The organism is Ciceribacter lividus (assembly GCF_003337715.1).
Classification (GTDB): domain Bacteria; phylum Pseudomonadota; class Alphaproteobacteria; order Rhizobiales; family Rhizobiaceae; genus Allorhizobium; species Allorhizobium lividum.
Genome location: NZ_QPIX01000006.1, coordinates 81,559 through 105,417, shown reverse-complemented (window position 1 = coordinate 105,417; position 23,859 = coordinate 81,559). Strand labels below are relative to the sequence as shown.

18 protein-coding genes and 1 pseudogene are annotated in these 23,859 nt (G+C 63.5%); 5 read left to right on the top strand and 14 right to left on the bottom strand.

The genetic code is table 11. From position 1 onward, the window contains the following. Nucleotides 1-90 precede the first annotated feature (90 nt). The 4 genes and pseudogenes from DFR48_RS11995 to DFR48_RS22230 form a co-directional block, all read left to right on the top strand. Nucleotides 91-1,917, top strand: coding sequence for a DUF294 nucleotidyltransferase-like domain-containing protein (locus DFR48_RS11995; protein ID WP_114363389.1), 1,827 nt, complete (start codon nucleotides 91-93; stop codon nucleotides 1,915-1,917). Nucleotides 1,918-1,930: 13 nt separating this feature from the next. Continuing rightward, nucleotides 1,931-2,455: a hypothetical protein gene (locus tag DFR48_RS11990; protein WP_147273533.1), complete on the top strand. Its 525-nt coding sequence runs from the start codon at nucleotides 1,931-1,933 to the stop codon at nucleotides 2,453-2,455. A gap of 13 nt (nucleotides 2,456-2,468) precedes the next feature. Further along, nucleotides 2,469-4,529: a 3'-5' exonuclease gene (locus tag DFR48_RS11985; RefSeq protein WP_114363387.1), complete on the top strand. Its 2,061-nt coding sequence runs from the start codon at nucleotides 2,469-2,471 to the stop codon at nucleotides 4,527-4,529. Further along, nucleotides 4,525-4,718, top strand: a pseudogene (locus DFR48_RS22230) (peptide ABC transporter ATP-binding protein); the annotation flags it as partial. The gene DFR48_RS11985 and the pseudogene DFR48_RS22230, both read left to right, overlap by 5 nt. 133 nt (nucleotides 4,719-4,851) lie before the next feature. Here the strand turns inward: DFR48_RS22230 and DFR48_RS11975 are convergent. The 13 genes from DFR48_RS11975 to bglB all read right to left on the bottom strand — a co-directional run bounded on the left by DFR48_RS11975 (nucleotide 4,852) and on the right by bglB (nucleotide 21,816). Then, on the bottom strand, nucleotides 4,852-5,940 hold the full coding sequence (locus DFR48_RS11975; RefSeq protein ID WP_114363385.1) for an ABC transporter ATP-binding protein: 1,089 nt from the start codon (nucleotides 5,938-5,940) through the stop codon (nucleotides 4,852-4,854). 9 nt (nucleotides 5,941-5,949) lie between these two features. Beyond that, entirely contained in the window at nucleotides 5,950-8,196 is a 2,247-nt protein-coding gene (locus DFR48_RS11970) for a glycoside hydrolase family 2 protein (protein WP_114363384.1), read from the bottom strand. A 13-nt stretch (nucleotides 8,197-8,209) separates the two neighbouring features. Beyond that, nucleotides 8,210-9,025, bottom strand: a complete 816-nt coding sequence (locus DFR48_RS11965) for a carbohydrate ABC transporter permease (RefSeq protein ID WP_114363383.1) — start codon at nucleotides 9,023-9,025, stop codon at nucleotides 8,210-8,212. Beyond that, entirely contained in the window at nucleotides 9,022-9,918 is an 897-nt protein-coding gene (locus DFR48_RS11960) for a carbohydrate ABC transporter permease (RefSeq protein WP_114363382.1), read from the bottom strand. Before DFR48_RS11960 ends, DFR48_RS11965 begins: the two co-directional genes overlap by 4 nt. Nucleotides 9,919-10,019: 101 nt before the next feature. Further along, nucleotides 10,020-11,288, bottom strand: coding sequence for an extracellular solute-binding protein (locus tag DFR48_RS11955; RefSeq protein WP_114363381.1), 1,269 nt, complete (start codon nucleotides 11,286-11,288; stop codon nucleotides 10,020-10,022). Nucleotides 11,289-11,422: 134 nt separating this feature from the next. Beyond that, nucleotides 11,423-12,463, bottom strand: coding sequence for a LacI family DNA-binding transcriptional regulator (locus DFR48_RS11950; RefSeq protein ID WP_114363380.1), 1,041 nt, complete (start codon nucleotides 12,461-12,463; stop codon nucleotides 11,423-11,425). A gap of 290 nt (nucleotides 12,464-12,753) precedes the next feature. Continuing rightward, the gene (locus DFR48_RS11945; protein WP_114363379.1) at nucleotides 12,754-13,839 is read right to left on the bottom strand and encodes an ABC transporter ATP-binding protein; all 1,086 of its coding nucleotides are present in this window, start codon (nucleotides 13,837-13,839) and stop codon (nucleotides 12,754-12,756) included. 9 nt (nucleotides 13,840-13,848) lie between these two features. Continuing rightward, nucleotides 13,849-14,901, bottom strand: a complete 1,053-nt coding sequence (locus tag DFR48_RS11940) for a carbohydrate ABC transporter permease (protein ID WP_114363378.1) — start codon at nucleotides 14,899-14,901, stop codon at nucleotides 13,849-13,851. After that, nucleotides 14,898-15,920 carry a carbohydrate ABC transporter permease gene (locus tag DFR48_RS11935; protein WP_114363377.1) on the bottom strand — a complete coding sequence of 341 codons (1,023 nt, stop codon included), beginning with the start codon at nucleotides 15,918-15,920 and terminating at the stop codon, nucleotides 14,898-14,900. Before DFR48_RS11935 ends, DFR48_RS11940 begins: the two co-directional genes overlap by 4 nt. A 131-nt stretch (nucleotides 15,921-16,051) precedes the next feature. Next, complete coding sequence (locus tag DFR48_RS11930) at nucleotides 16,052-17,320, bottom strand: ABC transporter substrate-binding protein (protein WP_114363376.1); 1,269 nt, start codon at nucleotides 17,318-17,320, stop codon at nucleotides 16,052-16,054. An 82-nt stretch (nucleotides 17,321-17,402) separates the two neighbouring features. Continuing rightward, nucleotides 17,403-19,886 (bottom strand): hypothetical protein, encoded by a 2,484-nt coding sequence (locus tag DFR48_RS11925; RefSeq protein WP_114363375.1) that lies wholly within the window; start codon nucleotides 19,884-19,886, stop codon nucleotides 17,403-17,405. Continuing rightward, nucleotides 19,883-20,719, bottom strand: coding sequence for a 5-dehydro-4-deoxy-D-glucuronate isomerase (kduI, locus tag DFR48_RS11920; RefSeq protein WP_114363374.1), 837 nt, complete (start codon nucleotides 20,717-20,719; stop codon nucleotides 19,883-19,885). Before kduI ends, DFR48_RS11925 begins: the two co-directional genes overlap by 4 nt. After that, a complete protein-coding gene (gene bglB / locus DFR48_RS11915) occupies nucleotides 20,716-21,816 on the bottom strand; it encodes a beta-galactosidase BglB (RefSeq protein ID WP_114363373.1) in 1,101 nt (366 codons plus the stop codon). Before bglB ends, kduI begins: the two co-directional genes overlap by 4 nt. 110 nt (nucleotides 21,817-21,926) lie before the next feature. Between bglB and DFR48_RS11910 the strand changes: the two genes are divergently transcribed. Beyond that, the gene (locus DFR48_RS11910) at nucleotides 21,927-22,979 is read left to right on the top strand and encodes a LacI family DNA-binding transcriptional regulator (protein ID WP_114363372.1); all 1,053 of its coding nucleotides are present in this window, start codon (nucleotides 21,927-21,929) and stop codon (nucleotides 22,977-22,979) included. A 34-nt stretch (nucleotides 22,980-23,013) separates the two neighbouring features. Here the strand turns inward: DFR48_RS11910 and DFR48_RS11905 are convergent, their stop codons facing one another. After that, entirely contained in the window at nucleotides 23,014-23,769 is a 756-nt protein-coding gene (locus DFR48_RS11905) for a DeoR/GlpR family DNA-binding transcription regulator (RefSeq protein ID WP_114363561.1), read from the bottom strand. Between the last annotated feature and the right edge of the window lie 90 nt (nucleotides 23,770-23,859).

Sequence of the window (23,859 nt, the reverse complement as noted above, 5' to 3'; positions counted from 1 at the left end):
ATCGCATAGACAAATGAACGGGCGGCGAAAGCCGCCCGTTCACCATCCTCAACCAAGGTTCGACCGCACGACCGGTCCGTTGGGGTCCTGATGGCTGCAGCCACCTCTGATATCCTGAAGTTTCTCGAGACCGTTCACCCCTACGACAGCCTGCCGCGCGCGGAACTGGAGCGTGTCGCCGGACGCTTCGTCTGCAAGAAGTTGACAGCCGGCGCGGAAGTGTATGCCCACGGTGAGCTGCTACCCGGCCTTTTCCTGGTGATGGACGGCAGCGTCGAGGTAAGGGATTCGTCCGGCACCGTCATCTCGCAGCTTTCCGCCCGCAATTCCTTCGGTGAGCGCGGACTGATGGTCGATGGGCTCGCCGTGACCAGCGCACGGGCACTGACAGATCTTCTCTTGCTGATCCTGCCGGCGTACGAATTCAAGCGGTTGATGAGCGAGCAGCCGGTCTACGCCCGGTTCTTCACCCGCGGTCGGGTCGCCGACGTCAGGCGTAGCGAAATGGCGCTGCGCAAGATCGGCGACCTCATGTCCAAGCCGGTGCTCGTCTGTTCTCCTGGGGACAGTGTCCGTCAAGCCGCCGAACTCATGCGGGACCGGAAGGTCTCCAGCCTCGGAGTGGTGGAGAAGGATCGTTTTGTCGGCCTCATCACCACCCGTGACCTCGCGTCGCGGGTCGTCGCCGAGGGCCTTGATCCAGCCACGACACCCGTCTCGGCCGTGATGACGCGGCAGCCACTTGGGCTGACCGAAGATGCGCTCGGTTCGGATGTGCTCAATTTCATGCTGGAGCATGGCGTCGGACACTTGCCGGTGGTGGACAGCGACCGTTTGGTGGGGATCGTCACGCAGACGGACCTGACCCGCTTTCAGGCGACGACGTCGGCTCTTATGATCGGCGAGATCGCCGCCGCCGAACACGTGTCCGAATTGCGCCAGATCACCGACCGCATTCCACAACTCCTGGTGCAGTTGGTCGGCGGGAACCAGGCGCATGAGGTGGTGACACGCCTCATTACGGATGTTGCGGACGCCGTGACCCGTCGTCTGATCGTGCTCGCCGAACGCGAGCTTGGTCCGCCGCCTGTGCCCTATCTCTGGCTTGCCTGCGGCAGCCAGGGGCGCCAAGAGCAGACCGGCGTCAGCGACCAGGACAACTGTATCTTTATCGATGACAGCTTCGTCGAGAGTCAGCGGCCGTGGTTTGAAAAGCTTGCCCGCCGGGTCAGCGACGGTCTTGATGCGTGCGGTTATGTCTATTGCCCCGGTGACATGATGGCGACCAATCCACGCTGGTGCCAGCCGGTGCATGTATGGCGGGGCTATTTCTTCGGCTGGGTCGAGGCCCCGGAACCCATGGCGCAGATGCTCGCCAGCGTCATGTTTGACTTGAGACCCATAGCTGGCACGGGAACGCTGTTCCGCGATCTGCAGGCGGAGGTTCTCGATAAGGCCAGTCGCAATTCGATCTTCGTCGCTCATATGGTCAGCAATTCCCTCAAGCACGCGCCCCCCCTCGGCCTCCTGCGTGGCTTTGCGACGATCCGCAGCGGGGATCATCGCAACCATATCGACATGAAGCACAACGGCGTCGTGCCGGTCGTCGATCTGGGGCGGGTCTACAGCCTCATGGGGCGGTTACCGCCGGTCAATACGCGTGCTAGGCTGCTGGCGGCCGAGGCAAGCGGCGTCATCTCCAGTGCGGGTGCACGCGACTTGATTGCCGCCTATGATCTGATCGCCGAAATGAGGCTGCGTAATCAGAAGAACCAGGTAAAGGCGGGGCTCAAACCGGACAACTATCTCGCTCCTTACGACTACGGAGACTTCGAGCGCTCCCATCTGCGGGATGCGTTCGTCGTTGTCAGAACAATGCAATCGGCGCTCGCCAACAGCGGACGAGCGCCCGCATAAAGGATTAGATGTCGTGTTTTTCGAGTTGATTGCGGCTGTCGTGGCAGGTGTGGCCGTGGCTGGTGTTGCAATGGGGTTGCGCTGGATCAGCCGTGGCCTCCTGCCGAAATGGATCGTGCCTGCGGCGGCGGGTCTCGGCATGCTGAGCTATGCGATCTGGAGCGAGTACAGCTGGTTCGAGCGGAATGTCGCAACGCAGCCCGCCGGAGTGATCGTCGCCTGGAACAATGAGCAACGCTCTTTCTGGAGGCCGTGGTCCTACTATCGTCCGGTGGTTACGCGATACAGCGCCGTCGACACGCGAACCGTGCAGCGCCATCCCAGCCTGCCCGATCAGGTGATGGTCGATCTCTTGCTCGCGGCCCGCTGGCAACCGACTGCGCGGATCAAGGTCCTGTTTGACTGCGCCGGCGGCCGGCGAGCGGATCTCATGGGCAAGGATGTTGAGGTTGCCGAAGACGGCACGATCAGCGGAGTGACCTGGACGGATCTGCCGCCTGGCGATCGACTTCTGGACATCGCCTGCAAACGGAGTTGATACAGCAGTGATCATGAGAATCGGACTGCGCGGTCGCATCCTTCTCTTCTTCGTCGCCATCGCCCTCGGCTCGATTGCGGCGCTCGGGATCGGCCTGTGGTTCGGATATCACCGGCAGGGCAGTCCCGATATGCTCAATGCCTTTGTTCAGGGCGCGGTGGTCGCCGTCTTCGGCATCATTGCGCTCGTTGCCGGCGTCTGGTTCCTGTTCGATACCTATCTGGCGCGTCCCATGGAGCAACTGGCCTGGGCCCTGCGCGTGCGCACGCATGCGGATGTGGCGGACGAGATTGACGCGGCTCAGGCCCGGTATCTGGGTGATCTGGCTGAGGCCGCGGCCTCGGCTACGGCGACGCTTTCGGAGAGCCGCAATTCACTTGCCGAGACGGTGGCGCGGGAAACGGCCCGACTTGCATCGGACAAGAACAAGCTAGAACACCTACTGTCCGATGTGCCGCCCGCGGTGCTCCTGTGCACCGGTCGGCATCACATCGTCTTCTATAACAGTGTGGCCCATCGGATGTTGTCCGGGCCGAAAACCCCCGTTTGTCTCGGAAAGAACCTCTTCGATTATCTGAACGATGGCGCCATTCGCCAGGTGCATCAGCGCCTGCTCGAATCAGCACAGCCGGGCTCCATCGTTGAGTTCGTCTGCAACAGCCCATGCGGCTCCAGGCGCCTGGCCGGGCGGATGCGGCTTGCCCACGACAATGGCGGGGATGCCGCGGCCTATGTCATGACGCTGCGCGATGTAACGGGAGAGGTTGAAGCCTACGCACGGCGCGACGTGTTGCTGAGCGAGATCTTCGAGCATGTTCGCCCGACCGTCAGCGCGCTCGCGGCTCGAATTGGGGCCGACGACGACGGAACACTTTCGCCGGCAGCGATGAAGGATGAAGTTGAGCAGCTTGATGCGATCCTTGCCGATCTCGCGAGCCGGTTCGACAGCTGTCGTGCCGACGGCTGGCCAATGGCTCCGGTCGACGCCCGCGAACTGGCGGCGAGCCTTCGCAGGCTACTGTCGTCTGAAGATATTCCCCTTGATGTTGAAGCAAGCGCGCTTGCGGTCCGCTGCAATGCCTTCGACATGGTCTCGCTGCTTGCCCATATCGCCCAAAAGGTAGCGGCTGAGGCCAATGCTGGAGATCTTCAGCTGGTAATCCGCGCGGTTGGCGATGCAGCCGAGATCCGTCTTGGCTGGCAGGGGCGAGCGCTCGCCGAGACCGAGCTGGAGCGTTGGCTGGCCGAACCGGTAGATGGCAGCCCGGGCGGGCTCTCGGCAAATGCGATCCTGGCCGCGCATGCGACGACGCTTGCTCCGGGGGGGGAGGAAGAAAATGCTTCGGTCAGCGTCTTCCTGCGACCGATCCGGCAGCTCGAAGCGACCCCCGCCGACACGCCCTTCTCGGTGGTCTATGATTTCGGTCTGCTGTCGCGCGCGCAGGCGGAGCGGATGGCAGAGTCGCGCCTCGACGATCTGGCCTACGTTGTCTTCGATACCGAGACGACCGGTCTCTTCCCAGAACGCGGCGACGAGATCGTCCAAATTGCCGCCGTGCGGATTGTCAACGGGAAGCGCGTGCCTGGCGAGACCCTCGATCTGCTCGTCAACCCCGGACGCTCCATCCCTCGGGCGTCTTCGGCCATTCATGGCGTGACCGATGCCATGGTCGTCGATGCAGCAAGCGTGCAGGAAGCGGTCGAGCGATTTCACACTTTCGCCCAGGGCGCCGTGATCGTCGCGCACAATGCGCCCTTCGACATGGCCTTTCTTTGGCGACGGGAAGCGGAGCTTGGCATCCGATTCGTCAATCCGATCCTCGACACTGTGCTATTGTCCGCAGCCGTCTTCGGGCTCAGCGAAAATCATACGCTTGACGATCTGGTGAACCGGCTCGGAGTCGACTTACCCCAGAACCAGCGTCATACGGCAATGGGCGACACCTTGGCCACGGCAGAGGTTTTCATCAAACTGAAGCAAGTCCTCCAGGCCCGGGGGATCGAGCGTCTCAATGAGGTCCTGACAGAGGTAAAACGTTACGACAGGCTCTTGCAGGGGGCGAGCCAGAGGTAGCGCTCGGCAACGCGTCGCGCTGACGCGCGCGTTGATTACCCGGCCGTCAATCTCGTCTGCGACGAGCTGGTGTCGGCAGTCGACGTGTCAGTCCAGGCACAGGTGGTCGATCTCTGTGGTCTGCAGGCAGACCTCGGCGTTGCGGTGCCCTCCATCAACCACGACCTCCGGCTCGTCCGCCAGATCAGCCATCTTGCCGGCCGGTCGATCACCGCCGTGCGGACGGCGCGACGGCAATTCAGCAGGAAATAACGGCGGAACGACCGCGGCCAACACGTCGCCCGCGGTGCCGGGTTTCTCAGTCGAGGGGCGGGAGTGAGGCCTACCGAATTCGCACCCCGGCGGCGTCGAAGAGGAAGCACTTCCCGAGCGCAAGTCCCACTGTCAGTTGGCTGCAGTCCTGTTCAAACCGAAAGCCTTCCTGTTCGACGATGATGCGTTCGTCGGCCGAGAGATCGGCGTAGATGTAGCTCGTATTGCCGAGATGCTCGGCCACGTCGACATCGATCGTCAGGTCGGAGTCGCCTTCGCCGGCGGGAAGGAAATGCTCCGGCCGGATGCCGAGGCTTACGTCGTCGCCGACAGCAACCCCGCCTGCGCCGACGGGAAGGTCGAGCCGCACATCGGGCCGGCTTGCAAGCGCAACGGTCACATGGCCCTCGTCGACTGCGGCGATCCGGCCTTTCAGGAAGTTCATCCGCGGGGAGCCGATGAAGCCGGCGACGAAGGTATTTGCCGGGTCGTCGTAGAGTTCGAGCGGCGCGCCCACCTGTTCGACCACTCCGGCCCGCAGGACGACGATCTTGTCTGCGAGCGTCATCGCTTCCACCTGGTCGTGGGTGACGTAAATGATGGTCGACTTCAGTGCCTTGTGCAGCTTGGCGATCTCGACGCGCATGTGCACGCGCAGTTCCGCGTCGAGGTTGGAGAGCGGCTCGTCGAAGAGGAAGACGTCCGGATGGCGGACGATGGCGCGACCGATGGCGACGCGCTGGCGCTGGCCGCCGGAGAGCGCCTTTGGTTTCCGCTCCATCAGGGGGCCGAGTTCGAGGATGCGGGCCGCATCGTCGACGCGCCGGTCGATCTCCTGCCGGTCCATGCCCGCGAATTTCAGGGCAAAGCCCATGTTCTCACGCACCGTCATATGCGGGTAGAGCGCGTAGGACTGGAAAACCATGGCGATGCCGCGCTTCGACGGATCGACGTCGTTCATCACGGTGCTGCCGATGGTGAGTTCGCCGGAGGTGATGTCCTCGAGCCCGGCGATCATGCGCAGTAATGTCGACTTGCCGCAGCCCGAGGGGCCGACGAAGACGACGAATTCGCCCGCGCCGATCGTCAGGTCGACGCCCTTGATAATCTCCAGGGCGCCGAAGCGCTTGCGTATGTCGGTGAGGCGAACATCGGTCATGGCGGAACCTCAGCTGACGGTGAAGGTGACGGACTGAGGTGCAAAGCGGCGGCTCGCGACGACAAGTTCGATGCTGCCCTGCTCGTCCCCGGCCTCCACCCAGAACCCCGTGGCGCCACCCTTCAACGTATGGTCCGCCGGGCCGATGATACGGCCCGGACCCGAAAGGGCAAGCGAGACCGGCTCCTCGAAATAGGGAAGCAGGTTGCCACACTGGTCGAGGGCGCGGACGACGACGCGCACCGCATCCTTTTCACCGGCGCGTAGCGCCGTGTCGTCCGCCTTGACCTCCAGAGTCGCGGGAGCCGGATCGGCAGGCAGAACCAGCGTCTTGACCACCTTGCCGTCGAGATAGCCGGTGATCGTTCCCTCGCGCCAGACGCGGCCCCAGGAGCCGAATTCCTCCTGCGTGACGGTCCGCAGGTCGAGGACGACCGGCGGGTGCGGAAGGTGTGGGTAGTTCTCCTTGTCCGGATAGACGCGCTTTGCCGGCCATTCGCCGAACTTGACGTCGACATAATCGCAATTGGTGAGGATGATCAGTGGCAGCACGCCGCCGATATTGCGCTCTCCGCGCGCCCAGAAGGTGACCGGCTGCAGCACGACGTTCCTTTCCGGATCGCCCTGGCTCGCATAGGCATAGGCCGCCAGTTTCGGGATACGGTACATGTCGAGGACGCCGTGATAGCAGATGCGGTCGCCCGAACCGAAGTCCTTGTGGGTGTTGTAGTCGAACATGCACCAGCCGGTGGACCCGGAGATGTTGCCGTCACCCGCCGCTGCGTTGAGCACCAGCAGATGGCGCGTCACGTGCTCGGCCTGGCGTTGCTCCTGGTCGAAGCGCTTGGTCGGGTACATGTGGCCGTTATATTCGGTGATCATGTACGGGATCGGCCGGGTGATACCGGTCGTCTCGACCCGGTCCCGCAAGACGACGCGCCCGCGATTGTTGCCGGGCAGTTCCTCGTTGCCGAGGATGAAATCGTTCATCGTATAGACGTCTTCGAGCAGCTCCGAATTGGTGATGAAGCGCACGCCGCCGGTCTGGCGCGTCGGGTCGAGTTCACGGGCGAGCCGGTTCGTCTCGGCATAGAAATCGTGATTGTCCTGGCTCTCGTTGATGCGAACGCCCCAGATGATGATCGAGGGATGGTTCCAGTCGCGTTCGATCATGCGGCGGACGTTCTCGATCGATTCCTGCTGCCAGGCCTTGCCGCCGATATGCTGCCAACCGGGGATTTCCTCGAAGACGAGGAGGCCGATCTCGTCGCAGCGATCGAGGAACCACTTCGACTGCGGATAGTGCGAGGTACGCACGATGTTGCAGGCGAGCTCGTGTTTCAGGATGTCGGCATCCTTCTCCTGGGCGCGCCGGCCCATGGCATAGCCCGTGTGCGGCCAGGACTGGTGGCGATTGAGCCCGCGCAGCTTCAGCGGCTTGTCGTTCAGCAAAAAACCGTCCGGTGTGAAGCGGGCGGTACGGAAGCCGAAGCGCTGTGCGAACGTGTCCTCGCCGTGCTCGGTCTCAAGCGTCAGGGACAGTGTGTAGAGCGTCGGATTGTCGATGTCCCAGAGCGCGATGCCGGCGAGATCGGAGAAGGTGAGGAGCGCTTCTCTGCCGTCCAGTGCCACAGACGCAGACGCGATCTCGGTTCCGCTCCTGTCGGTGATTGTCGCGGTCAGGGTGCCGGAGAAGGACCGATCTTCCGGGTTGGCGAGGAAGGCGCGCGCGGTGACGCTCTTCTTTTCCGCGAGCGCATCCGGCGTCTCGATCTTGACGTTCCCGATCGAGACGGGGCTTGCGACCTTCAGCCAGACGTCGCGATAGATGCCGGCATAGCAGAGATAGTCGATCTGGCCGCCGAAGGGCGGGATTTCCGGGTTCTCCGAACCGTCGACCTTGACAGTGATGAGGTTGTCACCGCGCACGAGATGCGGCGTGAGCCGGGCCTCGAACGGTGTGTAGCCGTCCTTGTGCGCGACGATCTCGTGTCCATTCAGGTAGACGACGCTGTCGGCCATGGCGGCATCGAAGACGAGCGAAACCTCGCGGCCCTCGAACTCCGGCCGCCAGGCGAGGACCTTCTGGTAGGTGAACGGCTTCTGGTATTCGGTCTCGTCGAAATAGTTGTACGGCAATTCGACGGCGCTGTGCGGCAGACGAACGGTCTCGCCCTCCTGCAGGGCGGAGACGCGCGCCGGCTCGAAGCCGTGGCGAAAGAGCCAGTTGCCGTTGAAATTCTCGATAATGCGCATGGGATCCATATTCCTATTTCACTGAGCCCAGCATGCCCTGCACGAACTGGCGCTGCATGAGGAAGAAGATGATCAGGGTGGGGAGCGTGGCGAGGATCGTGCCGATCATGACCACGCCGTAGTCGGGGTAATAGGCGGAGGCGAGCGAGGAGACGACGAGCGTGATCGTCTTGGTTTCGTTCGACTGCAGCACGATCAGCGGCCAGAGATAGCTGTTCCAGTTCGTCATGAAGACGATGACGAGGGCGGCGGCATAGGTGGAGCGCATCACCGGCACGTAGATGTAGAGGAAGATCTGCCATTCCTTGAGGCCATCCACCTTTGCCGCGTCGCGCAGCTCCGTCGGGAAAGCTTTGGTCGACTGGCGGAAATAGAAGATGATGAAGGCGGAGGCGACGGTCGGCAGCACGATCGCGGTATGGGTGTTGATGAGGCCTGTCTTGGCCATCATCATGAAGAGCGGGATCATCAGGGCCGCAAAGGGCACCATCAGCGTCAAGAGCACGAGCGAATAGATCCGGTCGCGCGCCTTGGACTTGAACATCTCGAAGCCGTAGCCGGCGAGCGACGAGACGATGATCGTGGAAAGCGTGGCGAGGACTGCCACCTTGGCCGAGTTCCAGAAGACGAGCGGCACGTCGACCAGCGTGAAGAAGTTCGCAACATTCGTCGCGAATGCGCCACCGAAACTCGTCTTGCCGCTGATGATGTCGATCGACGTGTTGGTCGCGCTGATCACCATCCAGAAGAATGGGAAGAGCGAGAGAAAGGCGGCGACGCCGAGAAAGACGTATTGCAGTGTGGCTGCACCGAGGCGCGGGGCGTTCATGAACGGTCCCTCGCGGCATAGAACTGCAGGAAGGAGAAGAGCGCCACCATGATGACGATGACGTAGGAGATCGTCGCCGCGTAGCCGAAGTTCGGCATGAAGCGGAAGGTGAGATTGTAGATGTAGAGCGAGAGCGTCAGCGTCGCGTTTGCTGGACTGCCGCGGCCCTCGGTCAGGTTGTAGACCTCGTCGAAGAGCTGGATCGTGCCGATCGTCGAGATGATCGTCGTGAAGAGGATCACCGGTTTCAGCATCGGCACGGTGATGTAGACGAAGCGCGCCCAGGCCGGCACGCCGTCGATCCGAGCCGCCTCGTAGATCGACCTGTCGATGTTCTGGAGGGCCGCGAGATAGAAGATCATGTTGTAGCCCGTCCAGCGCCAGGTGATGGCGAGGATCACGAGCACCTTTGCCCAGAAGGGCTCGGTGAGCCAGCCGATCGGTGCATCTGTCAGGTGAAGCGCCATCAGCGCCTGGTTCACCACCCCGTCGACGGAAAACATGCTCTTGAACAGCACGGAATAGGCAACCAGCGAGGCGACGCAGGGCAGGAAGATCGCGGTGCGGAAGAAGCCGATGAACTTCAGCCGGTCGTTGTTGAGCACGGCGGCGAGCAGCAACGCCAGCACGATCATGATCGGCACCTGCACCACGAAGAAGGTGATCGTGTTGGTGAGCGCCTGGAGGAAGACGGGGTCGTTCGAAAGGCGTACCACGTTTCCGAAGCCGGCAAACTTCATCATCATGCCCTTGCCGGAGAAGAAGGACAGGTAAAGCGAGCGCAGGATCGGATAGACGAGGAAAATCGAGATGAGCAGGATCGACGGTGCGATGAACAGCCAGCCGTTCAGATCGTGATAGCGCTTCAATCCGCCTGCTTTTCCGGCAGCCATGGGAAAACCTTCATCGCCAAAGACAAGGGCCGGAACATCCCTTCATGAGGAAAGGACGTTCCGGAAGGTGGGGCGGAGTCCGCCGCCCACCGGGGGAGGGACTACTGGATCTGGCCCTCGGCCTGGCTCTGGATGGCCTTCAGGACCTCGTCCACGTCAGCGCCCTTGGCAAGGTCGGGAAGGTGGGCGGTGACCGCCGTGTCCACTTCATTGGTGAAGATGCCGTAGTTGACGGAGGGAACCTTCGCCAGCCAGTCGGAGAAGTTCTGCCAGACCTTCTCTCCGCCGAAGAAGGCATCGGCCTCGCCGTAAGCCGGGCCCGTGCGGGCGGCAAGCAGCGAACCGACGGCGCCGCGCTCGGTCAGGATCTTCTGGTAGAAGTCGACGTCCTTGGCGTAGATCTCGTTGAGGAAGTCGATCGCTTCGTCCTTCTCGGCCGAACTGTCGATGACATACCAGCTGGAGCCGCCGAGGTTGGAGGCGTTCGATGCGCCCTCGACGGTGAGTTTCGGAATGGGGGCAACGCCCCACTTGCCGGCCTGATCGGCCTGCGCCTTGACCGTGCCGGTGATCCAGACGCCGGTGGTGACCGTCGCGGCATCGCCGGAGGTGAAGGTGGAAACCCATTCCGTCCAGCCGGCGGCAGGCTTGTAGATATTGGCCTGCAGAATCTTCTGCTCGGTTTCGAGCGCAGCCTTCAGCGCGGCATTGCCTTCGATTGAGAGATTTCCGTCCTTGTCGAAATACCAGCTACCGGCCGACTGCATCAGGATGCGCACGAACCCGGCGTCATTGACGTCGAGGCCGAGCATCTTCTTGCCGGTCTTCGCCTCCACCGTCTTGCCGATCTCGATGAAGCGGTCCCAGGTGAGGTCCTGCATGTCCTCCGGCTTGAAGCCGGCCTGTTCGAGATAATCCTTGCGATAGTAAAGCCCGGTGACGCCGGAATCGAAGGGGACCCCGTAGACCGCGCCGTCGAGCGTCATCAGCTCGACCTTGTAGGGGGCGAAGCCGGAGTGGTCGATCTTGCCGGAAAGGGCGGCGAAGGTGCCGGGGAAGGACTGCAGGTATTTCTGTGCGCCGTAATCCTCGATCAGGACGATATCCGGTAGCGCGTCGGTGGTGCCGGAGGAGAGCGCCGTCTGGAGCTTCTGCTCCACGTCCGCCTTGGCGAAGTCGACCACGTTGAAGGTGGTCTCCGGGTGCTTTGCGGTGTAACGCGCGCCGGCTTCCTTCATGATCGCGACGTTGAAGTTCGGGTCCCAGCACCAGATGGTGATTTCGCCGGCGAAGGCTGCGGTGGATGCGAGAAGGCTCGCACCGGCGAGCGCGCCGGCCGCAAAGCGAGACAGAATCGTCCTGTTGTCCATTGTTTCCTCCCAAGAAACGCTTGCGGCAGGTTCCCTCTCTGCCGTCAGCGCAAGATTTACCGAAATCGGAGAACTGCGCAAGGAAAATTTAGTAAATATTTATCGCGATCGCGAATGGCGCAAGTCGCTCGGATTTACCGGGGCTTGCGGCAGCTGTCGCGCCAGATCAGTTCCGTCGCGATGCGCACCTGCTTGCCGTAACTGCGTCCGGAAAGGCGTTCGAGCAGCAGGTCGACGGCCGTCTCGCCGATATGCTCGCTGTGGATGCGAACGGTGGTGAGCGGCGGAGTGAGAAACTGGGCGACGGGAATGTCGTTGAACGAGACGACGGCGATGTCTTTCGGAATGGAAAGACCGGCCTCCTGGAATGCCCGGTAGGCGCCGATCGCCATGTTGTCGTTCGAGGTCACGATGACGTCCGGCCGCTGTGCCAGCGCCAGCAATTCGTGGGCAAGACGATAGCCCGTTTCGAGCCGCAGGCTCTGTCCTGTGGAACAGTCGGCGAGGGCGAGTAGGTCCGGCTCGAAAGTGCCGTTCTTTCTCTGCCAGTCGATATAGGCCGCGCAACGCTTTTCGGCGAAGCGCTGCACGCTGTCGTTCAGTCTCTCATGACTGCCGATGAAGCCGATGCGGCTATAGCCGCCGGCCTTCAGGGCGTCGAGGATCTTCATCGTCGCGAGTTCCACGTCGGAGAAGACGCTGTCGAGTGCGTCGTCGTTCGGATCGAAATCGGCAAAGACGAGATGGCGCGCGTGCTGCCTCAGCCAGGCGATCTCATGGTCGGAATGCTTGCCGATGACGATGACGCCGGACGCGCCCGAGAGCAATCCGGCCTCGGGCAGGGCATCGGAGTGGAAGACCTTGACGATCTCGGTCCGGAGATCGCGGCAGCGCGTCTCGATCCCGAGGCGCACGCCGATGTAGTAGGGGTCGGCAATTTCGTCGGACGGCTCAAGAAAATGCACGATGACGAGCTTGGTGAGCAGGCTGGGGGCCGTCTGGCTCGTTGCCTTGTTGCGGTTGCGCGGCGTCTCGTAGTTCAGCGCCTCCGCCGTTTCGATGATCGCCTGCCGCTTGGCGGGGGAGATCGACAGGGCAGGGTCGTAATTCAGCACGCGCGACACAGTTGCGGAGGATACGCCCACGGCCTTGGCGATTTCCTTGATCGTTACCATTCCGTCATTCCGCCTTTTCAGGTGCCTTGATCAACCGTCGTCATGAGGAAGACTTCAAGATTGTTTAGTAAATATTTATCTCCCCGAAAGCAACGATGCGTTCGGGCTGGCAGCGATGATGATGGGATTACAGCGTGTTACCCCAGCAGCCAAGAGATAAATCTCTCACAAGGTGGGGCTGGAAGGCGCTCGGGTCTTTGCCCGCGGCAGCCAGCGAACGGTATCGGCGCCCGAAGACAGGGCGGTCGCGTCCCGGTGCCCGCACCGGGGACAGGAGGTTTGTGAAGCCGTCAGACAGCGTCCTGGAGGCGTAGCCCCGCTTCGCCGAAGAGATGGATCGGGGCGCTTGCAAAAGAGAGGTCGATCGTTGCCCCCGGTGCAAGGTCGTGCTGGCCGGGGGCGACGATGAGGATCTTTTGGCCCGCGAGGTCGGCATGCAGCACCGTCTCGGCGCCGAGTGCCTCGACGAGCGTGAGCTTTGCAGAGAGGCTGCTCTCGCTGCGACCGAGCGTGATGTGTTGCGGTCGCACGCCGACTGTCACACCAGCCCCTGGCGTCCCCACGGGGCCGGCCGAGCGCAGTTCCAGCCGCTGACCACCGGCGAGGGAAATGACGGTCCGTCCGGGACCGGCTGCTTCGACGGTTCCGTCGAGGAAGTTCATGTGCGGTGAGCCGATGAAGCCGGCGACGAAGCGGTTTGCGGGGCGATTGTAGAGCTCGAGCGGCGTGCCGACCTGCTCGATACGCCCGGCGCGCAGCACGACGATACGGTCCGCGAGCGTCATCGCCTCGACCTGATCGTGCGTCACGTAGATCATCGTCGCCGAAAGCCGTGCGTGGAGCGCGGCAAGCTCGGCGCGGGTGGAACCGCGCAGCTCGGCGTCGAGGTTCGACAGCGGTTCGTCGAGCAGGAAGGCGACGGGGCGTCGGACGATGGCGCGGCCGATGGCGACACGCTGGCGCTGGCCGCCGGAAAGCTGACCCGGGCGGCGATCGAGGTAGGCCTCGATTTCCAGCATGCGCGCGGCTTCGGTGATGCGCTCGGCGATCTCGGCTTTCGGCATGCGGGTGTTTTCAAGGCCGAAGGCAAGGTTCTGCCGCACGCTCATGTGCGGATAGAGCGCATAGGACTGGAAGACCATGGCAAGGCCCCGATCGGCGGCGGGCACGCTGTTGACGACCTTGCCGTCGATTGCAAGCTCGCCGCTCGACGGCCGGTCGAGACCGGCGATCATGCGCAGGAGGGTCGACTTCCCGCAGCCCGACGGGCCGACGAAGACGACGAACTCGCCGTCCGCGATCTCCAGGTTGATGTCGTGGATCACGTCGACGGCGCCGAACGACTTCTTCACGTTGGTGAGCCTGATATGTCCCATGATGCTCCCCTATTTCAGTCCGGTGCCGGCGATGCCGGTTGTGATGAAGCGCTGCAGAAAGATGAAGACCAGTACGACCGGGATCATGGTCACGACGGTCATGGCGAGGATGAAGTGCCATTGCACGTTCAGCTCGCCCGAATAGATGCTGAGGCCCACTTGAAGGGTGTAGAGTTCCTTGCGCGAGAGCACGATCAGCGGCCACAGGAAGTCGTTCCAGCGCCAGACGACGGAGAAGATCGCGAGCACCGCGAGTGCCGGCGCCGTCAGCGGCAGGATGATGCGCCAGTAGATCTGCCATTCCGACGCCTTGTCCATCCGCGCCGCGTCGACCAGTTCGTCGGGAATGGTCAGCATGTACTGGCGCAGGATGAAGACGCCTGTCGGGGTGGCGACCGTCGGCAGGATCACGCCCCAGAGACTGTTGAAGAGGCCGAGCGCAGAAACGATCGAATAGAGCGGCACCATGATGACCGAGAGCGGAACCATCAGCGTCGCCAGGATCAGCAGCATCGCAAGCGCCCGCCCGCGGAATTCGTATTTGCTGAGCGCGAAGGCGGCCATGGAATTAACGACGAGCGTGATGAGCGTCGCCGTGACCGTCACGAAGACGGAGTTCCAGAGATAGCGCACGAAGTCGAAATGGGTGAAGGGCTCGGTGTAGTTCGTCGTGGCGAACGACATTTCCCGCACCGGCCGCCGCTTGGCGATGTTGACCTTGATGATCTCGCCGGGCTTTGCCGGGTCGACCATCTGGCTGACGACGCCGATGCGGCGCACTTCGGCGAGTACCGCCGTGCTGCCGTCTTCGAGTGTCGCCTCGTAGAGATCGAGGGGCTTGTCATAGCCCTCGACCGTCACCTTCTGGGTCACGTAGGGGAGGATGGTCGGCGGGAATTCGGCGAGTGCCGCCGGTGACTTGAAGGACGAGCCGACCAGCCAGACGGCCGGGCCGAACATGATGAAGAGCCCGCCGATCAGCCAGACCCAGGTGACCACGTCGGTCCAGTGCCAGCCCCTGCCGCCTCTCCGGCGCGTGAGGAAACGGATGATCCCGCTCATTTGCGGCCTCCCTTCTTCTCTCCGGAGCGGCCAAGGCCGAGCTGGACGAGCGTGAGGACCACGAGCACGGCGCCCATCAGGATCGAGGCGGCGGCGGCAAGGCCGGGATTGCGCAGCTGGGCGGCAAAGCCGGTCTCGTAGATGTATTGGGTGAGATAAAGCGTGCTCGTCCCGGGCCCTCCGCCGGTCAAGACATAGATCTCATCGAAGATCTGCACCGCGCGGATCAGCACGAGCACCACGACGACGAGAAGGTTCGGCATGAGGAGCGGCAGCGTGATGCGCCAGAAGGCACGCGCCGGTCGGGTGCCGTCCATTTCGGCGGCTTCGTAGAGGTCTTTCGGGATCGCCTGCAGGCCTGCGAGCAGGATCAGGGTGTAGAAGCCCATATGCGCCCAGATCGACACGCCGATGGTGGCGGCGAAGGCCCAGTTGCGGTCGTTGAGCCAGACATAGGGATCGAAACCGAGGCCGTAGAGACCGAAATTGAGAAGGCCCTGTCGCTGGAGGATCCACTTCCAGATGAGGCCTACGACGACCGGCGACAAGAGGACGGGGAAGAAGAAGACTGCCCGCCAGAAGCTGCGCGCGGCAAGGTCGCGATTGAGGATCAGCGCCGTGACGAGCGAGACCAAGATCATCAGCGTGACCTGAAGCACGACGAACGTGGCTGTGTTCCAGACCGCTGTCCAGAAGGTGTCCTCGACGCAACTGCCCGGATCGAGATAGCTCCCGCAGTCGAAGAGGCGCGCATACTGGTCTGTGCCGACGAAGGTGCGGTCGGGCAGGAAAAGGGCCGTGCCGCCGGTCATCGAATAGGCGAAGTTGATGAAGAAGGGCAGCAGCACGAAGATGCCGAAGATCAGCATGTTCGGCATCAGGAAGAAGGCCGCCATGCCGCCAGTTCCGGCAACACGTTGCAGCCAGCGCAGCGGCGTGTCGAGAATGCCCATGACGACGTGGACCGGCGCCGTGACGATCGCGCCCAGGCCGGCTCTACCGGTATCGTGCGTTCTCATGCCTCTCCTCCCAAGCCGGCCGTAGATACCCGTCCGGCGCGGACGAATGTCCCCTGCGGCGCGCAGCGGGGCAAGCCCCGCCGCGACCGGCATCCTTTGGCCGTGGCAAGTTTGCCGACGGCGCTGCGACCTTACAGGCCGGAATCCTTCACCTTGGCTGCGATATCCGCATCGATGCGGGTGAAAGCCTCGCCGACGGGCATTTCGCCGGCCGCCGCCTGGCTGACGCGCGTGACGAGCGCGCCGTAGAAGGTGTCGGACCAGAACCAGCCCGGCAGCTTCTGGGCAAGCTCGGAGAGCGAACCCGTCGCCGAGACGAAGGTATTGAGGGCTTCCTTCGCCTGTGCGTTGTCGGTCTTGAAGTCGAGGCCCTTGGCGAGCAGGCCCTTATGGGCTGGCAGGAACAGCGTGCGTTCGGAGAACTCCTTCACGATGTCCTCGCGGGCGAGGTAGTCCATGACCTTCGCCACCTCCGTCGGGTTCTTCGTGTACTTGATTGCCACGAGGCCGGCACCACCGGGCATGCCTGTGCAATTGGCCGGGCCGCAAGGGCTGCCGGTCGCGACCCAGTCGAAGTTCGAGCCGATCTTGGTGGAGAAATTCGGCACCTGCCAGGAGCCGGAGTAGTAATAGACGAGCTGCCCGTTGATGAAGTCGTCGGCGGCCGCACGGTAGGTGGAGCCGGCTGCCGAGACCCAGACGTCCTTGCCCATCGTGCCGTCCTCGACCCAGCCGACGAACTTCGTCAAGAAGTCCTTGGCGCCCTGGTCGAGGGGAGCCGGCTTGCCGTCGGCGCCGACATAATTGCCGCCATAGGAGAGGATGGGACCGGTCAGGCGATGGCCGGAACGGTCGAGCGCCATGGCGAAGGGCACCTGCTGGCTTTCGGCCACCTGCTTGGCGGCCTTCGCCCAGTCGTCCCAGGTCGCGTCCTTGCCGGGGATGGCGACGCCCGCCTGCTCGAACAGCGTCTTGTTGGCAAAGCCGCCGGTGAGCGTGATCTGCGTCATGAAGCCGGAGATCTGGTTGGAACCGTCCGGCCGCATCCAGTCGGCCTGCGCGCCGAAATTCTCGTCCCAGTAGGCTGGATCGGCAACGAGCGGGCGGAGATCGAGCCAGTGCTGGCTCTGTGCCTTCAGGTTTGTCACGCGGGCGATGTCCGGACCCGAGCCCGCTTCGAGCTGGACGGGAAGCTGTTCGCGCACGACACTGTAGGCGACGTTGTCGAGGACGACGTTGATCCCCGGGTTCTCCTTCATGAAGCGGTCGAGCAGATCCTTCAGAACCTCGCCTTCGACGCCGTCCGAATACCACATGATGCGCACGTCGCCGGCGAGCGCCGACGTGGATGTCAGAAGCCCGACGGCGAGTGCCGCCAGAACGGTTTTTGTCTTCTTCATGGTCGTTCCTCCTCTCCAATCAGCGGGTCTCCCGCCCGCCATGTTCGAAACCCGCCAGCCTCATGCGGGCGGGGCATTCCGGCTAGCAAGCCGGGAGCATCGTCGCCGCACCGGCGACGGTGAATGTCTCGGGCACGATGGTGCGGCCCTCCGCTTCCGCGGAGCCGTCGGACCGGAAACGCACGACGCCATATTCCGGGTCGTCGATGGTGAACGTGCCGTCCGCCTCTTCCCGGACCGCGAGGCTGGCGAAGCGCGCCTCGACGCTGGCGAGATCGGAGGCTTCGCTGACGCGGACGATCCATCGCGTATTGCGGCCGCGCTGACGCAGCTCCGCATCGGCTGACGGCCCCTCGACGACGCGCTCGAACGGGACGCTGCCGCGCAGGAGCACGGCGCCCTTGCCACTGCGGGCGACTGCGAGATTTCCTTCAACACGGCTCTCGTCGAACTCTGCGACGGGGAACCACGCATGCGTGAAGTCCACCTGTTCATCGACCGTTTGGAAATCGAGCACCGCAAGCCCGCGATACTGGTGGGCGCGCGGGACTGCGCCGCAGCCGCCCCAGTAGGACGGACGGCCGTAGCCGAACTGGATCGTCTCGCCGGGATGATTGATCCAGATCGCCGCCTCCGGCCGCTCGCCGAGCCGTAGATGCAGCACGGTTTCCTGATAACCCCAGTCGTGCCAGCGATAATGGGCAACCGAGCCCATGGCAAAGGCGCGGCTCTTGTAGTGATAGAGCGCGGCGAAGCGGTTCTCGCCCTGGGCGAAGCACCATTCCTGGTGCTCCTCGGAGTGATGGTTCGCAATGTCGGCGAGAGCCTCCGGCACGACGAGACCGTGGTCGCGCAGACAGACGGCGAGTTGCGGCAGGGCATGGACGCGCCGACCGTACCAGCCACGGCCCCAGAGCAGGCGCGCGACGCCGGAGAGTTCGAGCGACCGGCCGGCGCAAAGCGTATGCTCGTAGGATCGGCCCTGCGCGGCGGTCAGCATGCCGTGATGGGCCGAACGCGCGACGATCTCGCAGAGGCGGACGATACCTTTCCGGGCGCGCGTCGCAATGTCCGCGTCGGGTGCGAGGGCGGCGAGTGCCGTCAGGCCCTTGAGGTCGATCGGGAAATAGGGGGCGGAGTTGAATTCCGCCATCTCCCAGGCCTCGAAATGATCGAGCCAGGCGCGCACCCGGGCAGCGCCTACGGCACGCTGGTCCGCTCCCTTGCGTCCGGACCGGACGAAGACATCTTCAGGAAAGAGAGTGCCGGCGAGATAGGCCGAGGTGTGGAAGAGAAGCGCATGGTTCTCGGAAAAATACCACTGCACGTCATTGCCCGGTTCGTCCATCCAGTAGCGGAAACCGAGGATGGCGCGGTCGATGCGCGCGCGGGTCGCCGTGCCGACATCCCCACCCCAGACGGTGCGCGACCAGATGAGCGGCACGAGAGAGAAATCGGCGCAGTCGTGGCAGTCCTCGATCGAGGGCAAAATCTCCTCGATCATCGCATCCGTGTCGGCACCGCCGCGGCCGCTGGCGAGCCGCGCGAAGGCGCGCACGGTGTCGCGCTCGGAATATTCGGAGATCTCGTCGAGTGTTTCCTCTATGCGGGCGGAGAGCGTTTTCGGCGCTTCGCCGTGCCGGGCGGCATGGCAAATCTCGACGCCGATCGACCGGGCTGCCACGAAACCGTTTGCGTCCAGCGTCACGCGGAAATGGCGGAAGTCGGCGGGCATTGCGCTCGACGGGCCGACGACGAGGCGGGTCTCGCCGGCCTTGAGCCGGAAATCGTAGTCGAAACGTTCGGTCGACATGAAGTCGCCTTCGACCGCGACTGCGACCTCGACATCCATCGGCAAGGGTGAGCCGAAAATGAGCGTCATGTCCCCTTCGAAATAGGCCGGGCGATTGAAGTGCATTCCGTCGAGGGCGGTTTCCACCGCATCGGCCGCGGACGGCGCGCAGGGGACGGGCAGTGCGACCGCGGCCTTCGGACCCGACAAATAATCGAGCTGGATGAAATAGCGGGCATCGCGTTCGGCAAGGTCGTCGAAGAACAGGATGATCTCGTTGAGGCCTTCCTGAAGCGGAAGATCGAATTCCGCCTTGGCTTCGAGATTGCGGCTATAGGGCGCCATCCAGCCTGCTTCATCGCCGTTCAGCCAGAGCACGGCGCCGCCGCACGTGCCGAGACGAACCCTCGCCGTTCCCGCCGCTTCTGCCTCGATAAAGGTGCGTGCCCAGGTGGCAAGACGCGTCGGTCGGAACCAGAAGCCCGAAAGATCGAGCCGCGGCGAACCGAAGGGCAGCCACCAGCGGGCGGCCTCGAAGGCGCCGCGAACGTCGGGACGGCTGCCGCGATAACGCTCGGCGAAGAGAGTGCGGCAGGGATACTCGTGCGGAATGAAGTTCTTGTGCTTGGTCAGGAAGAAGAAGGGGTCCATCTCGCCCTTCATCGGCTGGTCCGGTACGTCGAAATGCTCTTCGGCGATGGCACCGAGCTGCCAGTAGCGAATGGCCTCTCCGGCCGGTAGGTCTTTCTTCATATGGAAGGTCGTTTTCGTCATTTGAGATCAGCCACGGCTACGGGAGCGACGTCGTTATATTCCTGGTTCTCGCCGGTCATGCCCCAGACGAAGGCGTAAGGTCCCGTACCGGCGCCCATGTGGATCGACCAGGCGGGGGAAAGGACCGCCTCACCGTTCGCGACGATCAGGTGGCGGGTCTCCTCCGGCCGTCCCATCACGTGGATGACCCGGTCCTCCGGCGAGAGGTCGAAATAGCAGTAGGCCTCCATCCGCCGTTCGTGCAGATGCGGGGGCATGGTGTTCCAGGCGCTGCCCTCGGCAAGGTCGGTGATGCCCATGAGCAGCAGGCAGGACGGGGCGACCTCCGGATGGATGTACATCGCGAGCCGGCGCCTGTTCGAGCGGCGCACATCGCCGAGGTCGAGGGGCTTTGCTTCTCTGCGGGTGATCAGCCGGTGCGGGAAGTCGGCACCGGCGGGCACCGAATTCATGTAGAAACGGGCGGGTCTTTCGGCCGACAGGCTGGAGGCGGTCATCTGCCGGGCGCCGCGGCCGACATAAAGCACGTCGCGGTTTTCGAGCACGAAGCGTTGACCATCCACCTCGATTACGCCGGTACCGCCGAGATTGGCGATCCCCATTTCCCGGGCGGAGAGCAGATAGGGCGTACCGATCTCCGCGCCGGAGCCGAAGCCAAGGCTCGTCGTCACCGGCACGGCACCGCCGAGGATGAGGCGATCGACATGGGTATAGGTGAAGTTGACCTGGTCGTCCGCGAAAAGGTCGCTCAGCAGGAAGGCGTCACGCAGGCGTTGCGTGTCATACCCTTTCACGTCCTGCGGCCCGGCGCCGTAGAGTACCTTCATCGTCATGCCGCCTGTCCCTCCGCTCCGACATGGTTGAGCGCCTCCGAAAGGCACAGGATCGCCAGCGCCTGGCCGTAGCCGGTCGGCTGGATCGGGATGTCCTTGTAGAACTGCAGGTCGTGACCCATGCGGGTACCGTAGGAAACGTTGAGGACGGTGCCGCTTTCGTCGATGTTGTGCATCACCGCCTCGAGCGCCTGAAGCCCGGCGCTTCGCCAGGCTGGCGTGCCGAGGCCGAGTCGATAGCCCTTCAGGAGTCCGTAGCCGATGCCGGCGGTCGCGGAAATCTCCTCGTAGGAGGTCGGGTCATCGAGCAGTGTGCGCCAGGCGCCGGACGGTGCCTGAAGTCTGAGCAAGGTGTCAACCTGTGCCACCAGCACGCCTTCGAGGAAGCGTCGCACCGGCCGGCCGAGTTCGGCGAGGTCGAAAAGGTCGAGAATGCCGGCGGTGATCCAGGCATTGCCACGCGCCCAGCGGGCACGCGCGAAATTGTGCCGTCCCTCGAAGGTCCAGCCGTGGAACCAGAGGCCGGTCTGGGGATCGGCGAGGTAGCGTGTATGGACGAGAAACTGGAGCGACGCCTCGTCGACGAGTTCGCGCCGGCCGCTTGCCTGACCGTAGGAGGCGAGGAAGAGCGCCACCATGTAGAGCGTGTCGTCCCAGAGCTCGTTGTCGTTGATCCTGTCGGAGACGTGGTGCTCGAAGCCGCCTTCCGGCGTGCGGCCCATTTCGGAGAGCACGCGGTTCGCCCAGGTGTCGAGCACGGGCTGCCACCGCGGGTCGCGGGTTTTCGCCCAGAGAACCGAAAGGCCGAGCATCGGCGCGGTGGTATTGACGTTGAGGCCCGGCAGGCCGCCGGCAATCTGGGAGGCGTACCAATCCTCGACAAGTTTACGCAGATCGTCGCGGCCGGTCAGCAGCCACAGGCGCACGAGGCCATAGAGGCCGACACCCTGCGGCCATTCCCAGCTGTCGAAGCTGATGTAGTCGCCGGCGGTACCGTCGAGGTTCGGCTCGTGAAAACGACCGCTGTGCCTGAGGCCGGTCATGCCGGCGACAAGGCGATCGAGTCCAGTGCGAATGTCATGGCCGGTCAGGCCCATGGTGCTCCTCCCTGTGGTCACCGATGGACGGATTTGACTTGATAATGCATGGTGATTTTTCTTGCGCAATCTGAAAATTTTTCTCATGTTGGCGCGGAGAGAGGTGAAACGTGACCGCAAAACCGCTCCCCGGCAAGCGGGGGAAGAAGAGCAGGAAGGTGCGACTGGAGGACATCGCCGAGCGCTGCGGTGTCTCGCTCAGCACGGTGTCGCGTGCGCTTGCAGGCGAGAAAGGCGTTCGGCCGGAGATCCGTCAGCAGATACTGGAGGCGGCGAAAACGGCGAACTACGTCGTGCCAACCGCCGTCGCGGGGCGGAAGGTCATTCTTGCGGCATCCAGCGCGGCGATGATCGACTATGTGAGAAACCAGTTCACGCTCTACGTGCTGGACGGATTGAAGGAACGGGCGCAGGCGCTCGGGCTCGAGATCATCACGCGCCCCATCGCCGACAAGGCGGAGGAACTGACGCTTCTCGAAGAAGCGAGGGACGATCCGGAGATCCTCGGCCTCCTGTTCCTGACCGTTGACGACGAGGCGTTGCTTGCCGCCACGCGCGGCTTTCAGAAGCCGGTGATACTGTTGAACGGCGATGATCCGTTCATGCGCCTTTCGAGCGTCACGCCCTGCAACCGGTCGAGCGCGCGACTGGCCGCCGATCACCTGATCGGGCTTGGCCACCGCCGCATCCTCTTCCTCATGCGGCCGGGGCGCCGCACCATCGAGCGGCGTTACGAAGGCTGGCGCGACGCGCTGCTCCACCACGGTCTTGCCGCTGACCCGGACCTCGTCGTGCCGGTCGACGATTGGCTGCCGGAACTGGCCACCCAGGCGATCGTCTCACGCATCCGGGAGCGCGGGCTGGATTTCACCGCCGTTCTGGCGGCCGGCGACAGCCTCGCCGTCGGCGCAATGCTGGGTGTGCAGCAGATGGGCTATGCCGTGCCGCGCGACGTATCGGTGATGGGGATGGACGACCTGCCGCAGGCAGCCTTCCTCAACCCGCCGCTGACGACCATGCACATTCCGATGCGGGAAATCGGTTCGGCCGCGCTCGACCTCTTGCGTGACAGCCTCTCCGGCATGCCGTTTCCACCACGTCGTCTGGAACTCGCCTGCCATCTTGTGGAACGGTCGTCGACGGCAAGTAGGGCGGCCGACTGAAGGGTCGTGAAGCAATCTCTACCTGGGTGCCCCCTCATGCCAGCAGCAGTTCGGCGCCTGCCGCGGAAAGCGCTTCGGCGATGTCCGGCGGCGGCGCCTTGTCGGTCGCAAGCTCCGTGATCGCATCGAAGCCGCTCACCCTCACCAGCCCATCTCGTCCGAACTTGCTGTGGTCGGTCACCACCAGGGCGCGCTTGCCGCGCGTCAGAACCATGCGGGCGAACTCGGCTTCTTCCAGGTCGAAATCCATCATGCCGCCGGCATTCACCGCCCCGGTTGAGATCACCGCGTGGGTGACGGCGAAGCGGCTGACGAATTCGATGGCGGTCGTGCCGAAGGCGGCGCCGTTGTCGCTACGCAGTTCTCCGCCCGCCATATAGACCTTGTTGTCGTTGACGGTCGCGAGCGTGCGGGCGATGTCCGAAGAGTTCGTGACGACCGTCAGGCGGCGATGGCCGAGCAGTTCACGTGCGAGAAAACTCGTCGTCGTGCCGGTATCCATCATGATGGAGTCAGCGTCGCGAATGGTTGCGGCGACAGCCGCGGCGATCGCGCGTTTCGCGCCGCTGTTTTCGCGCATGCGCTTCTCGAACGGAGCCTCGCCGACGACCGAGGGAAGGCTGACCGCGCCGTGCAGCTTGATCACACTCCCGTTGCCGGCGAGCGGTTTGATGTCCCGGCGGATCGTCTCCAGCGAAACGTTGAGCTTTCGTGCAAGCTCGGCGACAGCGACCGTGCCGTCGCGTTCGAGCAGCCGAAGAATGTCCCTGTGCCTTTTCGAAGGAGCCATGATCCCAACCAGTCGTGCCGTACCGTCGTCATAGCGCAGCCGAGCCAACGCGGCAATCATCGGCCACAGAAACGGGCATAAAAACACAAA

Bases quoted from the DNA above. Each gene is read 5' to 3' on its own strand.
- kduI (WP_114363374.1), bottom strand. From the start codon at position 20,719: ATGACGATGAAGGTACTCTACGGCGCCGGGCCGCAGGACGTGAAAGGG.
- DFR48_RS11955 (WP_114363381.1), bottom strand. From the start codon at position 11,288: ATGGACAACAGGACGATTCTGTCTCGCTTTGCGGCCGGCGCGCTCGCC.
- DFR48_RS11935 (WP_114363377.1), bottom strand. From the start codon at position 15,920: ATGAGAACGCACGATACCGGTAGAGCCGGCCTGGGCGCGATCGTCACG.
- DFR48_RS11930 (WP_114363376.1), bottom strand. From the start codon at position 17,320: ATGAAGAAGACAAAAACCGTTCTGGCGGCACTCGCCGTCGGGCTTCTG.
- DFR48_RS11985 (WP_114363387.1), top strand. From the start codon at position 2,469: ATGAGAATCGGACTGCGCGGTCGCATCCTTCTCTTCTTCGTCGCCATC.
- DFR48_RS11960 (WP_114363382.1), bottom strand. From the start codon at position 9,918: ATGGCTGCCGGAAAAGCAGGCGGATTGAAGCGCTATCACGATCTGAAC.
- DFR48_RS11945 (WP_114363379.1), bottom strand. From the start codon at position 13,839: ATGGGACATATCAGGCTCACCAACGTGAAGAAGTCGTTCGGCGCCGTC.
- DFR48_RS11925 (WP_114363375.1), bottom strand. From the start codon at position 19,886: ATGACGAAAACGACCTTCCATATGAAGAAAGACCTACCGGCCGGAGAG.
- DFR48_RS11940 (WP_114363378.1), bottom strand. From the start codon at position 14,901: ATGAGCGGGATCATCCGTTTCCTCACGCGCCGGAGAGGCGGCAGGGGC.
- DFR48_RS11975 (WP_114363385.1), bottom strand. From the start codon at position 5,940: ATGACCGATGTTCGCCTCACCGACATACGCAAGCGCTTCGGCGCCCTG.
- bglB (WP_114363373.1), bottom strand. From the start codon at position 21,816: ATGGGCCTGACCGGCCATGACATTCGCACTGGACTCGATCGCCTTGTC.
- DFR48_RS11950 (WP_114363380.1), bottom strand. From the start codon at position 12,463: ATGGTAACGATCAAGGAAATCGCCAAGGCCGTGGGCGTATCCTCCGCA.
- DFR48_RS11965 (WP_114363383.1), bottom strand. From the start codon at position 9,025: ATGAACGCCCCGCGCCTCGGTGCAGCCACACTGCAATACGTCTTTCTC.
- DFR48_RS11905 (WP_114363561.1), bottom strand. From the start codon at position 23,769: ATGGCTCCTTCGAAAAGGCACAGGGACATTCTTCGGCTGCTCGAACGC.
- DFR48_RS11970 (WP_114363384.1), bottom strand. From the start codon at position 8,196: ATGCGCATTATCGAGAATTTCAACGGCAACTGGCTCTTTCGCCACGGC.
- DFR48_RS11995 (WP_114363389.1), top strand. From the start codon at position 91: ATGGCTGCAGCCACCTCTGATATCCTGAAGTTTCTCGAGACCGTTCAC.